Source organism: Herbaspirillum sp. (assembly GCF_035644555.1).
In the GTDB taxonomy this organism is placed as follows: domain Bacteria; phylum Pseudomonadota; class Gammaproteobacteria; order Burkholderiales; family Burkholderiaceae_D; genus Herbaspirillum.
The window spans coordinates 53,652-68,644 of sequence record NZ_DASQOH010000048.1; the positions used below are offsets into that span (position 1 = coordinate 53,652).

General features: G+C 60.6%; 11 protein-coding genes and 1 pseudogene. 9 read left to right on the plus strand and 3 right to left on the minus strand.

What is annotated here, in order from left to right; genetic code table 11:
- Nucleotides 1–146 precede the first annotated feature (146 nt).
- From VE092_RS12650 to VE092_RS12675, 6 genes are all read left to right on the plus strand, one after another.
- Nucleotides 147–1,808: a nuclease-related domain-containing DEAD/DEAH box helicase gene (locus VE092_RS12650; protein WP_324877249.1), complete on the plus strand. Its 1,662-nt coding sequence runs from the start codon at nt 147–149 to the stop codon at nt 1,806–1,808.
- A gap of 61 nt (nt 1,809–1,869) precedes the next feature.
- Nucleotides 1,870–2,862 carry a WYL domain-containing protein gene (locus VE092_RS12655; RefSeq protein ID WP_324877251.1) on the plus strand — a complete coding sequence of 331 codons (993 nt, stop codon included), beginning with the start codon at nt 1,870–1,872 and terminating at the stop codon, nt 2,860–2,862.
- 84 nt (nt 2,863–2,946) lie between these two features.
- On the plus strand, nt 2,947–3,657 hold the full coding sequence (locus tag VE092_RS12660) for a hypothetical protein (protein WP_324877253.1): 711 nt from the start codon (nt 2,947–2,949) through the stop codon (nt 3,655–3,657).
- Between the two features lie 32 nt (nt 3,658–3,689).
- On the plus strand, nt 3,690–5,189 hold the full coding sequence (locus VE092_RS12665) for a DUF2779 domain-containing protein (protein WP_324877255.1): 1,500 nt from the start codon (nt 3,690–3,692) through the stop codon (nt 5,187–5,189).
- 75 nt (nt 5,190–5,264) lie between these two features.
- A complete protein-coding gene (locus VE092_RS12670; protein ID WP_324877257.1) occupies nt 5,265–7,514 on the plus strand; it encodes a hypothetical protein in 2,250 nt (749 codons plus the stop codon).
- Complete coding sequence (locus VE092_RS12675) at nt 7,511–9,070, plus strand: hypothetical protein (RefSeq protein ID WP_324877259.1); 1,560 nt, start codon at nt 7,511–7,513, stop codon at nt 9,068–9,070. Before VE092_RS12670 ends, VE092_RS12675 begins: the two co-directional genes overlap by 4 nt.
- 137 nt (nt 9,071–9,207) lie before the next feature.
- Here VE092_RS12675 and VE092_RS12680 read toward each other — a convergent pair whose 3' ends face one another.
- The 3 genes and pseudogenes from VE092_RS12680 to VE092_RS12690 form a co-directional block, all read right to left on the minus strand.
- Nucleotides 9,208–9,546, minus strand: coding sequence for a copper-binding protein (locus tag VE092_RS12680; RefSeq protein ID WP_008328976.1), 339 nt, complete (start codon nt 9,544–9,546; stop codon nt 9,208–9,210).
- A 28-nt stretch (nt 9,547–9,574) separates the two neighbouring features.
- A pseudogene (locus tag VE092_RS12685) lies at nt 9,575–12,049 on the minus strand (efflux RND transporter permease subunit); the annotation flags it as partial.
- A gap of 33 nt (nt 12,050–12,082) precedes the next feature.
- A complete protein-coding gene (locus tag VE092_RS12690; protein ID WP_003131969.1) occupies nt 12,083–12,517 on the minus strand; it encodes a mercury resistance transcriptional regulator MerR in 435 nt (144 codons plus the stop codon).
- A gap of 71 nt (nt 12,518–12,588) precedes the next feature.
- On the opposite strand from VE092_RS12690, the gene merT reads away from it, so the two are divergent.
- From merT to merA, 3 genes are all read left to right on the plus strand, one after another.
- A complete protein-coding gene (gene merT / locus VE092_RS12695; RefSeq protein WP_003131974.1) occupies nt 12,589–12,939 on the plus strand; it encodes a mercuric ion transporter MerT in 351 nt (116 codons plus the stop codon).
- A 12-nt stretch (nt 12,940–12,951) separates the two neighbouring features.
- Complete coding sequence (gene merP / locus VE092_RS12700; protein ID WP_003131987.1) at nt 12,952–13,227, plus strand: mercury resistance system periplasmic binding protein MerP; 276 nt, start codon at nt 12,952–12,954, stop codon at nt 13,225–13,227.
- A gap of 71 nt (nt 13,228–13,298) precedes the next feature.
- Nucleotides 13,299–14,984, plus strand: coding sequence for a mercury(II) reductase (gene merA / locus VE092_RS12705; RefSeq protein WP_003158917.1), 1,686 nt, complete (start codon nt 13,299–13,301; stop codon nt 14,982–14,984).
- Nucleotides 14,985–14,993: the final 9 nt, after the last annotated feature.

A 14,993-nucleotide genomic window follows, 5' to 3' on the forward strand; every position in this document is an offset into this window, starting at 1 on the left:
AGATTGCACCGCATCCTGCACGGCGGTGGCGACAAATCATGTCGTTTGCCGTGATCGTTGCTCCGGTTGACGGTACACATCGACTAACATTTTCCGCTACACTGCAAAGAAAACGTAGCAATAAACCAAAAAAAACAGGGGCAGGCATGGCATTAGTCAAACCATCTCCCGGCATGGGCGCCGCACAGGGGAGCGGCCGGTATCGGGAGCTGGCCGTTTTGCAAGATCTCGCACGCGGTTTACCTGACGGCTTCGAGGTATTTCATAGCGTGTTCGTTCATAACAGTGACGGACAGGCCGATGATCATTGCGAGATCGATGTGGTAGTTATGGCGCCCGACGGGCGCTTGCTCCTGATGGAGATCAAGGCCGGTGGCGTGATCCATCGCGAGGGGCGTCTTTATAAATCCTACGGCGGTCATGAACACGATGTCGATCGCCAATGCCTTAACCAGTACATGGCCATGGTGCGCCGCCTCAGCGCGGCAGGCTTGCGCACGGACCTGACGCGTTGCTTGGTGCTGCCGGATCACGTGCTGACGAAGGACCAGATCGTGTCCATGCCGCAGGTACGCATCATCGATGCGCATGGCTATGCACATCTTGCCGAACGTGTCCGTGCGATGCTCGAGGCACCCGCCAGCGGGCGTGCGTTGTCCGATGCCGGCCTGATCCGGCAGTTTATGGACAACCAGTTTGACGTGCTGCCTGATCTGACGGTCATTGGGAGGCAACTGCGCGACGCCACGATGCAACTTGCGGACGGACTGGCGTCTTGGGTGCCGCGTATTCAGGCGCCTTCACGCGTGCTGCGGGTGCAGGCCACAGCGGGCTCGGGCAAGACGCAACTGGCCTTGCGCCTCATCGGCGGCGCCGTGGCGGCTGGCAAGGCAGTGCTTTATGTCTGCTTCAACCGCTCGCTGGCCGACCACATGATCCGGCTGGCCTCGCCCCGGGCGACGATTGCCAGTTTTCATGAACTGAGCATTGCCCATTTCCAGCGTCACCACGGCACGCCTGATTTTTCTGATCATGCCGTCTTCGACAAGGCGGCCGATGCGTACATCGCTGACAGTGCCGGCTTTGACGCTCGGTATGATGTCTTGCTGGTCGATGAAGCGCAGGATTTCGAGCATGCCTGGTTGCGCGCGCTGTTCTACCTGTTGCGTGAGGATGGCTTGCTCTACGTGATGGAAGATGAACAGCAGCAGTTGTACCAGCGCGATCCTTTTGATATCGATGACGCGGTCGTAATCCGTTCGCGCGACAACTTTCGCAGTCCGCGCGAGATCTGTCGCGTCATCAATGCGCTGGGTCTGGCCGATGAAACGATCATCAGCCGCAGTCCCTATGGCGGCAGCTTGCCGACGTTTTACACCTATGCTGATGACGAGAGCTTGCCGGGGTGTACCGAACAGGCCGTGCAGGCTATGCTCGCGCAAGGCTTTGCGCCCGCCGACATTGTCGTGCTGACGGCGCGGGGGCGTCAGCGTTCGCGGCTGAGTGGATTGGTGCAACTTGCCGGTCAGTCGGTACGCCGCTTCGAGGGCGAATACGACAGAGATGGTAATGCCTGCTGGCGCGAAGGGCAATTGCTGGTCGAGAGTATCTATCGCTTCAAGGGTCAGAGCGCACGCGCCGTGGTACTGACCGAGCTGGATTTTACGACCCTGTCGGCCCGCGAACGCGCCTTGCTCTTTGTTGGTATGACGCGCGCCACCATGGCTGCGTCTCTGGTCATGACGGCCGCCACCGAGCAACTGCTGGCGCGCCAACTGGAGCCAGCCAACGTGGCCGCCGTGCCATGAGAACCGCTCTGCATTCACTCCCCGACGGACTAGATTCCTCAGCATCACCAGAATCACGATCATGAAACAGACCTTATTACGCCAGTGGTCCATGTTGCGCAAGATTCCGCATGCACCCAAGACCATCGATGCCGCCACCTTGCAAAAGCGCCTGGAAGAAGTAGGGCACAACATCGGCCTGCGCACCATCCAGCGTGACCTCAATACCCTATCGGCGGAATTGCCCCTGATCGCGGACGAAAACAAGCCGCAAGGCTGGTCGTGGAGCGCCGACGTGCGCTATCTCGACTTGCCCTTGCTGGAGCCACAGGCCGCCTTGACCTTCCATCTGGTCGAGCGCCATTTGCAGACACTGCTGCCACCATCGACCCTCGATTATCTGTCGCCGTGGTTCCGTGCTGCCGGCGTGTTTGTGCGTGAGGAAGGCGAAGAAATCGCCCGCTGGCCCGACAAGATCCGCATCCTGCCACGGGGCTACCGGCTGATGGCACCTGACATCGATGGCGAAGCGCATGCGGCCGTCTACCGTGCCTTGCTGGAAGAACGGCAACTGGACCTGTCGTACCAGTCGCGCGCCAGCACGGCTGCACGCGACTATATCGTGCACCCGCTGGGGGTCGTGGTGCGTGATTCGCTGGTGTATCTGATCTGCACCTTTGACGGTTACACCGACGTGCGCTATCTGGTTTTGCATCGCGTGCGAAGTGCCCGCGTGCGCAGGCAGAAGGCTATCCTGTTACCTGAGTTCAGCCTGGATGCCTATATCGCGGCCGGCCACCTGGGCTTTAGCGATGGCGGCGACGCCATTCTCGTCGAGGCCCGTTTTTCCGTGGCTGCTGCGGCGCATCTCTATGAGTGCCCGGCCGGCGAGCATCAGACAATCGAGCCTGATGGGGAGGGCCATGTCAAGGTGCGGTTCATGACGCCCGATACCAAAGAGTTGCAATGGTGGTTGCTGGGGTTCGGCGCACAGGTGACGGTGATGGGTCCTCCTGAGCTTCGTGCGCGCATGCGCGAGAGTATTGCCGGCATGGCGCAGGCCTACGCGGGTTGATCGTGTACGGCTGACGTTCTGACGACACGGTTTGTCGGGCCGGTTGCGCACAATGGCTCCATTGTCACTTCTGATCGGGGATGGATGGAGCAGGATATTGATGCACTGTATGCCAGCGCGGTGGTGCTGGCGGGTCAGGCCCGGGATGCGTCTTGTGCCTATTTGCAGCAACGGCTGGTGATCGGGTGGCAGTTGGCGCGGCGGATTCATGCACACTTGGTGGCCGACCGCGCCTACCTGCGGTTGCGGCACGGGGAAATCAGGCCAGCCCAGCCGGGGCGCCGCCTGATCCGTCTGTTCTGCGCGGGTAAAGCCGGCAATACGATGATGGCCGAGCTGGGCGATAGTGCTTTGCGTGAGGCAGCAGTGGGTTTCGATACGGATCGCGAAGGGCGTCTGTATCTGGTCGATGAATGCGGCCATACCGTCGGCCGTGTGGCGCTGACCGATCAACGCGGGCAACGGCTGGCAATGTTCGAGGCCTTGGCCCGCTCGACACGCATCGTGCTGGTGGCAGGTGATTTGAACGAACCCGCCGCGGCCGCCTTGTTACCCCTGCTGGGCGAGGGGGCGCGTGCAGCCGGTGCCTGGGTGGTGTGGTTGCAGTGTCTGGGCACGGGGCGTGAGCAGCCTGCAGCCATCGCCGGTCTGGAGGTGCCGGCCGATCTGGTGTGCCGTGCCGCGTGCTTCGACATCCCCGGGCTGGATGCGGGGCAGGTTAATGTGCTGGCAGCGCTTCGCGTGTTGCGCATGCTGGAGCAGGAATTCGGTGGGCAAGATGTGCCTGGGAGGTGAGATGGATTGTCAGGGGAAGCAAGAGGGGAACCATGCTGATGTTGTCTAAATCAAAACTGATGACCTATCGCCAGTGCGCCAAGCGTCTGTGGCTGGAGGTGCATCGTCCCGAATTGCGGCAAGAGAGCGAGGCAACGCGTGCCAGTTTTACGCTTGGACACCAGGTCGGCGCGCTTGCGCAACGGCTTTACGATCCGGGGCGCAAGGGTGCCGTGATCGATGTCGGTCAGGAAGGTTACAAGGGCGCCTTTGCCCGCACGCACGAGTTGCTGCAATCCTCCGCACCTATTTTTGAAGCGGGTTTCCAGGCTCAGGGGGCACTGGCATTCGCTGACGTGATGTTACCGGTGGGCCGGGGACGCACACGTGGCTGGCGCATGATAGAGGTGAAGTCGTCGGGTGAGGTCAAGCCTTATCACCGTGACGACGCGGCGGTGCAGGCCTTTCTGGCCAAGGCCTGCGGTGTGCCGCTGGCGGCCATTGCGGTTGCACATATCGATAGCAAGTGGGTCTATCCCGGTGATGGCGAATACACGGGTCTGCTGGTTGAGCACGATCTGACCGATGAGGCCTTTGCGCGGGTCGATGAGGTTACCGGCTGGATCGCCGGCGCCCAAGAGGTGGTGGCACGCAAGACGGCGCCGCGTATCGCGGTCGGCAAGCAATGCAACCAGCCCTATGCGTGCGGCTTCCAGGAGCACTGCCAGAGCCGGACGACGCCGGCCAGCCAACCGATTGCATGGCTGCCGGGCAAGCTGGGCAAGGTGCTGGAAACCACCATTGCCGCGCAAGGATTGACCGAACTACGCGATGTGCCCGACGAGTTGCTCAATGCCCGGCAATTGCGCGTCAAGCAGGTCACTGTGTCCGGCCAGACCTACTTCGACCGCCGTGGCGCGGCGCGCGCACTGGCATCGTATTCCCTGCCGGCCTACTTCATAGACTTTGAAACTACGCAGTTCGGCGTACCGGTCTGGGCCGGTACCCGGCCTTACCAGCAGGTGCCGTTCCAGTTTAGCGTACACCGTCTCGGGCGCACCGGAAAGCTTGAACACCATGAGTTTCTGGACCTCTCGGGTGATGATCCATCGTATGCATTCGCGCAAGCCTTGCTGGCCGCCTGCGGCGAACGCGGGCCGATCTACGTCTATCACGCGGCATTCGAAACCGGTCGCATCAGCGAGCTGGCAGCCCGTTTTTCGCAATTGGCCGTGCAGTTGCAGGCATTGAACCAACGCGTGGTCGACTTGCTGCCCATCGCGCGTGAACATTACTACCACCCCGGTCAGAAGGGCAGCTGGAGCATCAAGAGCATGTTGCCCGCACTCTGCCCCGACCTGCGCTATGACGACCTCGACGGCGTGCAGGACGGTGGCATGGCCATGACCGCCTACGCCGAGGCCGTAGCACCCGATACCACCGCCGAACGCAAGGCCATCCTGCGCACGCAGTTACTGGCGTATTGCAAGCTCGATACCTACGCCATGGTGCGCTTGTGGGCGGCGTTTTCAGGTACGACGCTGGAAGTTTGATTTTGTATTTCGCAGCATGACTGCGAGCTTGATAACGTTGATCCGACGAATTTGTCTCCGAATAGAAAGGTGAGCATGCTGCATCCCGAAAGACTGTTAGGCAATCTCAACCGCGCCTTGCGCGAACTTCGTGGTGCGGCCGGTGTGCTGCATCACAAGAATCTGGACCAAACACTCATGCCCGTGATACGCCGGCTACTGTTAGCGGAGGTGCTGAGTGACATGCACCTAATTGCGGTTGCGGGCTCGCAAGGCGCAGGCAAGACGACGTTGGTGTGCTCCATGTATGACTTGCCGCGTGGCGAGGGCAGCTGGTTGCAGCCGAACCAGGGGCGCGGCGAACGACTGCCAGTGCTGCTCATGGAAGATGCGACTCTCCAGGCGCCGCAAGGTTACAAGCGGGTCTTGCGTCCGGTGCGCGACGGCAGCCCGGACTTCGACGTGTTCGACGATGAGGTGAGCCCGGAGCAGTTTCAGCAAGCTTGCCAGGGCAATGATCCGCACACCTTGTTACCGGTGCTGAAGCTGCCGCGCCGCCATTTTCCCGATGAAAAGCAAGGGCTGCTGCTGCTGCCCGGTTATGAACAGCAGGATGCGCAGAACCGCGCCTGGCAAGAGTTGATGCGACAGGGGCTGGTGGGCGCGGCCGGTTATGTGCTGGTGACGGACCGCACGCGTGCTGCCAACCATCAGCAGCAAGTCATGCTGCACGATGCCTTGGCCAACGAGCACCGCTCGGATCCGGTCATCGTGGTGACCAAGACCGAGGCGATTGTCGACGATCCGCAGGCTCAGGCGGTACTCGTGCAAAGCGTGGGCTCTACCTTCGGGCTTGACGACGTGACTGCCCGGCAGCGTGTATTCTGCATTGCCGCCGACCATCCGGAGCACGCGCAACAGGCCCTGCCACAGCTCATCGCTACCCTTAATGGCATGGGACTGGTCGGCGATGAACAGCGTAATGCGCAACTGGCACGGCTGGAGACGGTCCTGGGCGAAGACCTGTCTAACGCCCTGGCCGATCTTGAGTTGCCGATCGTGCAGTTCCTAATGGAGTACGGCGACAGTACGGATGGCCAGCACATCGTGGCCAGCTACCTGAAGCGATTCGACACGTCGCGTGACAGCCTGCGTCGCAAGTATCGGCGCAATATCGAGGCGCAGATGCAGGGTCTCGCCGGAACAGCCCGCACTGCACTCGCACATCAGCTCGGTGAAAAACACGAGGGCTTTTTCAATAAGGCCAAGTCCATCCTGGACACCCATAGTCAAACGCAAACCGCGCTGGAAGCGACGGTAAAAGGCGCCTGGGCAAATACCGACGCGGTCACGCAGGCTTTTACCAAGGCGGTCGCACCACTGGCAGCCAGTGCCTTGAACCTCGACAGCCTTGATCGCAGCGCACCTGTCGAGGTGGTGAAGGAGGGGGCAAATGAGGGGGGCACAGCGGGTGCGAATACAACATCCATCAACCCTGAAACAGCCGCATTGCTGGCCCGGCTCGGTTACCCGGTCGCTGACTCTCCGGAAGACCACGGTACCAAGGTAACGCAGGAAGATATTGATAACCTGGTGGCGATCTTCAGGTACAGCAAAGCATCGGATGACGACAAGCAGCCTGAGCAGGTACGCACGCAGAGCCGCATCACCGCCAATATCGAGCGCAGCATCGAACTCTTGCCTGCACTGGGCTTGGAATACATGCGCGTGGCCAGCCTGGTGCCCGAGATGGTGGCGATCCGCAACGGCGCACCCATTCCCGATGCCGACTTGGCCAGCTCGATGAACACAGTGCATGAGAATTTCCGCAAGGCGTCCAATGCCGCTAGCAATATCATGCGCGGCCTGGCGGTGGTCATGGCAGCGGATTTCCTGGTCGATGGTAAGATCGATTCCATACCTGCTATTGCTAGCATTCTGACCGGAAGCGGTGGTGCCACGATGGGTGCCGGTGCGGCCGCACCCGCGGCGCTGGCATTGGCCAATACAGTGTCGATGGCCATCGGCGTGACCATCCTGGTAACCATGGTGCTCAACGAGGTGCGGCGGCATGACCGCGCGGTAAGCAGCTACGCGCACGAAGCATTGGGCCGCATCGTCGACCGGCACGTGGTGCACTTCAATGATGCCTTCGACGAGGTCATGAATCACCTGAGGGAACGCCTGTCCGGTCGTCTGCGCAGCCGCTTCCACCTTGACCAGCGATTGATGGAACAAGACCGGCTGGCCAAGGCCCTGGCCGATGTCAAGCTGTACCAGCGCGACCTGACCGAGGCCATCGGCCGCTCCGGCCAGACCATCGGTTTGTTTGCGGCGCGCCCATGAGTACGATGTGCGATAGCGTTGCCCGGCAATGGATGGCGCTCAGCGCGGCACGGTTGCGCTGGGCTCTGGACGCCTATCACGAATTTGTCGCCTCGCTGCATGATGAAATCAAGGACCGCTTTGTCCAGAACGACGGCACGGAAGCCTATGTCGTCGTGTTCGGTCGCACTCAGGTTGGCAAGACCACCTTGCTGCTGGAGCTGATGGGGGTCTTGCCCGCCTCCTTGGAGCGTGTATCGCTGGTGTTGCGGGGGGGGCGCGAAATGGGTAAGTCGGCCACGTCCACGGCCATGGAATACCGTCGCTCGCCGGATCATCACTGGCGCCTACGCATGCACGATGGCACGGACAAGGTCTATGAGAACGATGCCGGCATGACGGCGGCACTGGCCGATGTTCGCGAGGCCATGAGCGAAGGGCGCTTGCAGGCCGAACGCCCTCTGGCACTGGCCATTCCCGATGACTGCTTTATGTCCGACACGGTGCACGTGCGGCAGGAACGCATACGCATCCTCGATTTGCCCGGTGATAACCCGAAGGACCTGGCAGAACGCCATCATGTCGAACGCATGGCGCAGACCTATGTGCCCAATGCCGACCTGATTCTGCTGGTGGGGCGGGCCGATGACTTGTCCTTTCTCAATCCGGCAGCGCTCAGCCTGCATAGCATTCGCGACTGGCGGCTGGTGCCGGAACGCTTCCGCATCATCACGACATATTCGTTCACGCTGGCTAGCGTACGCGAGAAACTGCGGCTGCACGAAGGGCCTGCCGACGCCGGTTATTTCAGGCAAGCCTTGCGCCAGGAGATTGCGACCTTCGGGCTGGATGACGTGGAGTCCCTGCCGGCACAGCTGTTCTTCCCGCTCGAATTCGGCCAATCCTGGCAGCAGGCCGCCCATCAGGGGCTGGAACTGGTGGATCGTATCGGCCCCGTGATCGCCGCGCTCAAGGATGAGCTGATGCGGGACATCCGCGAGTCAGCCACCGAATACGGCCGCCTGCGATCGGCCACGCAGGTCAACGTGATCGCCAAGCGGGTGAAGGAAGAACGCTTGAAACGATGGAATACATCCCTGGAAAAGCGTCTGGAGGATGAGACCACGCTGGACGCCCAGCTGACCCACCAGCAAAAACTTGTGGCGCAGCTCGATGATGCGCGCCAGGAGCATGCCCGTTTCATGACGCTGGTGCAGGGGCTGGTGCTGCCGGACGCGCTGTCGGTCGAAGCCATGCCCGACGCATATACAAAGCCTGGCAAGAGTCGCGACCGCTTCACCATCGAGATCGGCAAGCGCAAGGAGGCGTTAGTCCGACATGCGGTCAAGACGGTCGAGTTGTCCATGTGCAGCTTGTTTCACATGGGGGAGCCGGTTCTGGAAGAGGTCGGTGCAGGCATTGAATTCGATGTCACGGGATTGCGCCAGTGCATTGCCGACGCCTACCGGGCGTTGCTGGCCCGGCTGGACGGCTATGTCATCGACGGCTACCACACCTGGACCTTCATGAGTGCCTATGAGGGAGCCAGCCGAGATAAAGCAAATGTTCATACATAAGCGAAAAAGTAATTAAGAAATCATCCATCATTCATATTTCATAGATGATTGGTTACCTTTTCGACCTTATGGATGCCTTGCTCACGTCCTACCGTCCGTGTCGCATTAGGAACGTGTAAGCACGGACGGTGCCAGGCTTATTTGGCAGGACGAATTCCCGTCACGACGGGCGCGGCTCCACTCCCCTTCAATTCGAATGTCACCTGGTCTCCGACTTTGAGGCCTTGTAGCATTTTCTCATCCGATACTTTGAAGCCCATGGTCATTGCCGGCCAGTTTAGTTCTTTGATGGGTTGATGTGCCAAGGTAACGGTTTTTTGCTTCTGGTCGAGGCTCTTGATGACACCGGTCCCATGAGAAATCATTTCGCCAGCATCGGCTTGGCCCATCTTCATGCCTTGCATGTCTGCGGAAAATACGGGCGCGCTGCTGCCCAGCGATGCGGTAAAAAGCATGGCGTACATCAAGTTCTTCATATCAACTTCCTTTCACATTGAGGATAAATTAAGCCGGATTGGCTTTGGGTTGACGACCACGCATCAAACGATACGCGGCCGGAATGACGAACATCGAAAGCAATGGAGCGGTAATCATGCCGCCGACCATCGGCGCTGCAATCCGGCTCATGACTTCGGAGCCGGCGCCGCTTCCCCACAGAATTGGGATCAGGCCCGCCAGGATGACGGCCACGGTCATCGCCTTTGGGCGGACCCTGAGCACGGCACCTTCGCGGATTGCATCCTCCAGTACGGGGACTGAGATAGCACCTACCTGTTGTTCACGGACAGAGACCGCCTGTTTCAGGTACAACAGCATGACTACGCCGAATTCAGCGGACACGCCAGCCAGAGCGATGAACCCGACACCGGTGGCAACCGAGAGGTTGTAGCCTTGAACATAGAGGAACCAGATGCCGCCGACCAAGGCAAATGGCAGTGAGGCCATGATCAATGCTGCCTCATCGAAGCGCCGGAACGTCAAATAGAGCAGCACGAAGATGATCATTAGCGTTGCCGGCACCACCAGCTTCAAACGTGCATTTGCTCGCTCCAGGTATTCGAATTGTCCCGAGTAGGCAATGCTCAACCCGGGCATCAGCTTTACCTTGGAACTGACCGCAGTGCGCAAGTCGGCGACCACAGATGACAGATCCCGCTCCCGGACATCGACATAGATCCAGCCGCTGGGCCGCGCATTCTCACTTTTGAGCATGGGTGGACCATCGCTGATCTTCAGCGTGGCAACAGTTCCCAAGGTGATCTGCTGGCCGCCGCCGGTCAGAATCGGTAGATCGCGCAGGCGCTCTAGCGAGTCCCGAGTCTCTCTCGGGTAACGAACGCTGATCGGATAACGCGCCAGTCCCTCAATCGTCTCACCGACGTTCTCCCCACCGATGGCCGACGAGACGATGCTCTGGACATCAGCGATGTTGAGACCGTAGTTGGCGGCGGTCAGCCGGTCGATATCGACATCCACGTAACGTCCGCCACTGAGACGTTCGGCGAGCGCGGAGCTGACGCCCGGTACTGCTTTGGCAACCTGTTCAATTTCTTGCGCCGTCTTGTCGATATCGGCCAGGCTGGTGCCTGACACTTTGACGCCAATCGGGCTTTTTATCCCGGTAGCCAGCATGTCTAGCCGGTTACGAATGGGCGGCACCCAGATATTTGACAGGCCAGGCACTTTGACGACCCGGTCAAGTTCATTCACCAACTTCGCCGGCGTCATGCCGGGGCGCCATTGATCACGCGGCTTGAATTGAATGGTCGTCTCGAACATCTCCAAGGGGGCGGGATCGGTCGCACTCTCGGCACGGCCGGCTTTGCCGAAAACACTGGCGACTTCCGGAACCGTCTTGATCAGGCGATCGGTCTGTTGCAGCAGTTCGGCAGCTTTGGATGCGGACAAGCCTGGCAAGGCAGACGGCATATAGAGTAGATCCCCCTCATCCATCTGCGGCAAGAACTCGCCGCCCAAACGGCTGATCGGCCATAAGGTCGTCAACAGCGCAAGCGCCGCAATTGCCAGTGTCGCCCTAGGCCGTCGCAAGACGGCTTCCAGTAACGGCCGATAGCAACGAATCAGCCAGCGATTGAGCGGATTGCTGTTCTCCGAAGGGATCTTCCCGTGGATCATGTAGCCCATCAGGATCGGAATCAGCGTGACGGATAATCCGGCGGCACCAGCCATTGCATAGGTCTTGGTAAATGCCAATGGCCCGAATAAGCGTCCCTCCTGCGCCTCCAGCGTGAATACCGGGATAAACGACAGGGTAATGATCAGCAAGCAGAAAAACAGCGTTGGTCCGACCTCTGCGGCCGCCTCACCAATGACTCTCCAATGGGTTTCCCCCTGCAAAGGTTGCCCTGGATGTCGATGCGTCCACTCTTCAATATGCTTGTGCGCATTCTCGATCATGACAACGGCGGCATCGACCATGGCACCAATTGCAATGGCGATCCCCCCTAGGGACATGATGTTGGCATTGACGCCCTGATACCGCATCACGATGAAGGCAATCATGATGCCCAGCGGCAGAGAGACGATGGCAACCAGGGCAGAACGCAGATGCCAGAGGAACAGGCCGCAAACGACCGCAACGACAATGAACTCCTCAAGCAGCTTGTGCGACAGGTTGTCGATGGCACGATCGATCAACTGGCTCCGGTCATAGACGGGTACGACCTCAACACCAGCGGGCAGGCTTTTTTTGAGCTCTTCCAGTCGGCTCTTGACGGCCGCAATGGTGTCCTGCGCGTTCTTGCCTGAGCGCAGGATGATGACGCCTCCCACCGACTCACCTTCGCCATTGAGTTCCGCAATACCGCGGCGCATCTCCGGTCCGAATTGGATGGTCGCCACATCACCCAGTTTGACGGGTACGCCGTTTTTCCCCGTCGCCAAGGGAATGTTGCGGAAGTCCGCCAGCGCCTTCAAATAGCCGGAAGCCCGCACCATGTACTCGGTTTCCGCCATCTCGGGGTCGTCTCAGAAAACGGAAAATAAAGCACGCTAAGGCATAGCCGAACCTGCCAAGCTTGCTCCACCCTGTAGTGACGCGATCAGCGGGCAGGAAACGTTCCCCCTTCGCGCATGGCAGGCGCACACCAACTCAGACAGCACGGCCTCCATGCGCGCCAGGTCAGCCATTTTCTCGCGCACGTCCTTGAGCTTGTGCTCGGCCAGACTGCTGGCTTCCTCGCAATGGGTGCCATCCTCCAGCCGCAGCAGCTCGGCGATCTCATCCAGGCTGAAGCCCAGCCGCTGGGCTGATTTCACGAAGCGCACCCGCGTTACATCCGCCTCGCCATAGCGGCGGATGCTGCCATAGGGCTTGTCAGGCTCCAGCAACAAGCCCTTGCGCTGATAGAAACGGATGGTCTCCACATTGACCCCGGCCGCCTTGGCGAAAACGCCAATGGTCAGGTTCTCCAAATTGTTTTCCATATCGCTTGACTCCGTACATGAGTACGGAAGTAAGGTTACGCTATCCAATTTCAATTCGAAAGGACAAGCGCATGTCTGAACCAAAAACCGGGCGCGGCGCGCTCTTCACTGGAGGGCTTGCCGCCATCCTCGCCTCGGCTTGCTGCCTCGGGCCGTTGGTTCTGATCGCCTTGGGGTTCAGCGGCGCTTGGATCGGCAACTTGGCGGTGTTGGAACCCTATCGCCCCATCTTTATCGGCGTGGCGCTGGTGGCGTTGTTCTTCGCCTGGCGGCGCATCTACCGGCAGGCAGCGGCCTGCAAACCGGGTGAGGTCTGCGCGATTCCCCAAGTGCGAGCTACTTACAAGCTCATTTTCTGGATCGTGGCCGCGCTGGTTCTGGTCGCGCTCGGATTTCCCTACGTCATGCCATTTTTCTACTGATCGGAGTTCACCATGAAGAAACTGTTTGCCTCCCTCGCCCTCGCCGCCGTTGTTGCCCCCGTCTGGGCCGCCACCCAGACCGTCACGCTGTCCGTACCGGGCATGACCTGCTCCGCCTGCCCGATCACTGTCAAGAAGGCGATTTCCAAGGTCGAAGGCGTCAGCAAAGTTGACGTGACTTTCGAGACACGCCAAGCGGTCGTCACCTTCGACGATGCCAAGACCAGCGTGCAGAAGCTGACCAAGGCAACCGCAGACGCGGGCTATCCGTCCAGCGTCAAGCAGTGAGTCACTGAAAACGGCACCGCAGCACAACGGACGTCATTGTCTGGCGCCACAAACGATAAAGGATCTGTTGCATGACCCATCTAAAAATCACCGGCATGACTTGCGACTCGTGCGCGGCGCACGTCAAGGAAGCGCTGGAAAAAGTGCCAGGCGTGCAGTCGGCGCTGGTGTCCTATCCGAAGGGCACAGCGCAACTCGCCATCGTGCCGGGCACATCGCCGGACGCGCTGACTGCCGCCGTGGCCGGACTGGGCTACAAGGCAACGCTAGCCGATGCGCCACTGGCGGACAACCGCGTCGGACTGCTCGACAAGGTGCGGGGATGGATGGCCGCCGCCGAAAAGCACAGTGGCAACGAGCCCCCGGTGCAGGTAGCGGTCATTGGCAGCGGTGGAGCCGCGATGGCGGCGGCGCTGAAAGCCGTCGAGCAAGGCGCGCAGGTCACGCTGATCGAGCGCGGCACCATCGGCGGCACCTGCGTCAATGTCGGCTGTGTGCCGTCCAAGATCATGATCCGCGCCGCCCACATCGCCCATCTGCGCCGGGAAAGCCCGTTCGATGGCGGTATTGCGGCAACTGTGCCTACGATTGACCGCAGTAAGCTGCTGGCCCAGCAGCAGGCCCGCGTCGACGAACTGCGGCACGCCAAGTACGAAGGCATCCTGGGCGGTAATCCGGCCATCACCGTTGTGCACGGTGAGGCGCGCTTCAAGGACGACCAGAGCCTTACCGTCCGTTTGAACGAGGGTGGCGAGCGCGTCGTGATGTTCGACCGCTGCCTGGTCGCCACGGGTGCCAGCCCGGCGGTCCCGCCGATTCCGGGCTTGAAAGAGTCACCCTACTGGACTTCCACCGAGGCCCTGGCGAGCGACACCATTCCCGAACGCCTTGCCGTAATCGGCTCGTCGGTGGTGGCGCTGGAGCTGGCGCAAGCCTTTGCCCGGCTGGGCAGCAAGGTCACGGTCCTGGCGCGCAATACCTTGTTCTTCCGTGAAGACCCGGCCATCGGCGAGGCGGTGACAGCCGCTTTCCGTGCCGAGGGCATCGAGGTGCTGGAGCACACGCAAGCCAGCCAGGTCGCCCATATGGACGGTGAATTCGTGCTGACCACCACGCACGGTGAATTGCGCGCCGACAAACTGCTGGTTGCCACCGGTCGGACACCGAACACGCGCAGCCTCGCGCTGGACGCAGCGGGGGTCACTGTCAATGCGCAAGGTGCCATCGCCATCGACCAAGGCATGCGCACGAGCAACCCGAACATCTACGCGGCCGGCGACTGCACCGACCAGCCGCAGTTCGTCTATGTGGCGGCAGCGGCCGGCACCCGTGCCGCGATCAACATGACCGGCGGCGATGCGGCGCTCGACCTGACCGCAATGCCGGCCGTGGTGTTCACCGATCCGCAAGTGGCGACCGTGGGCTACAGCGAGGCGGAAGCCCACCACGACGGGATCGAGACCGACAGCCGCACCTTGACCTTGGACAACGTGCCGCGTGCGCTCGCCAACTTCGACACACGCGGCTTCATCAAGTTGGTTATCGAGGAAGGCAGCCATCGGCTGATCGGCGTACAGGCGGTCGCGCCGGAAGCGGGTGAACTGATCCAGACGGCGGCTCTGGCCATTCGCAACCGCATGACGGTGCAGGAACTGGCCGACCAGTTGTTCCCCTACCTGACGATGGTCGAGGGGTTGAAGCTCGCGGCGCAGACCTTCAACAAGGATGTGAAGCAGCTTTCCTGCTGCGCCGGGTGAGAAAAAGGA

What these genes read in the sequence shown, in the direction of transcription:
- VE092_RS12650 (WP_324877249.1), top strand. Translation starts at nt 147, where the DNA reads ATGGCATTAGTCAAACCATCTCCCGGCATGGGCGCCGCACAGGGGAGC.
- VE092_RS12655 (WP_324877251.1), top strand. Translation starts at nt 1,870, where the DNA reads ATGAAACAGACCTTATTACGCCAGTGGTCCATGTTGCGCAAGATTCCG.
- VE092_RS12660 (WP_324877253.1), top strand. Translation starts at nt 2,947, where the DNA reads ATGGAGCAGGATATTGATGCACTGTATGCCAGCGCGGTGGTGCTGGCG.
- VE092_RS12665 (WP_324877255.1), top strand. Translation starts at nt 3,690, where the DNA reads ATGCTGATGTTGTCTAAATCAAAACTGATGACCTATCGCCAGTGCGCC.
- VE092_RS12670 (WP_324877257.1), top strand. Translation starts at nt 5,265, where the DNA reads ATGCTGCATCCCGAAAGACTGTTAGGCAATCTCAACCGCGCCTTGCGC.
- VE092_RS12675 (WP_324877259.1), top strand. Translation starts at nt 7,511, where the DNA reads ATGAGTACGATGTGCGATAGCGTTGCCCGGCAATGGATGGCGCTCAGC.
- VE092_RS12680 (WP_008328976.1), bottom strand. Translation starts at nt 9,546, where the DNA reads ATGAAGAACTTGATGTACGCCATGCTTTTTACCGCATCGCTGGGCAGC.
- VE092_RS12690 (WP_003131969.1), bottom strand. Translation starts at nt 12,517, where the DNA reads ATGGAAAACAATTTGGAGAACCTGACCATTGGCGTTTTCGCCAAGGCG.
- merT (WP_003131974.1), top strand. Translation starts at nt 12,589, where the DNA reads ATGTCTGAACCAAAAACCGGGCGCGGCGCGCTCTTCACTGGAGGGCTT.
- merP (WP_003131987.1), top strand. Translation starts at nt 12,952, where the DNA reads ATGAAGAAACTGTTTGCCTCCCTCGCCCTCGCCGCCGTTGTTGCCCCC.
- merA (WP_003158917.1), top strand. Translation starts at nt 13,299, where the DNA reads ATGACCCATCTAAAAATCACCGGCATGACTTGCGACTCGTGCGCGGCG.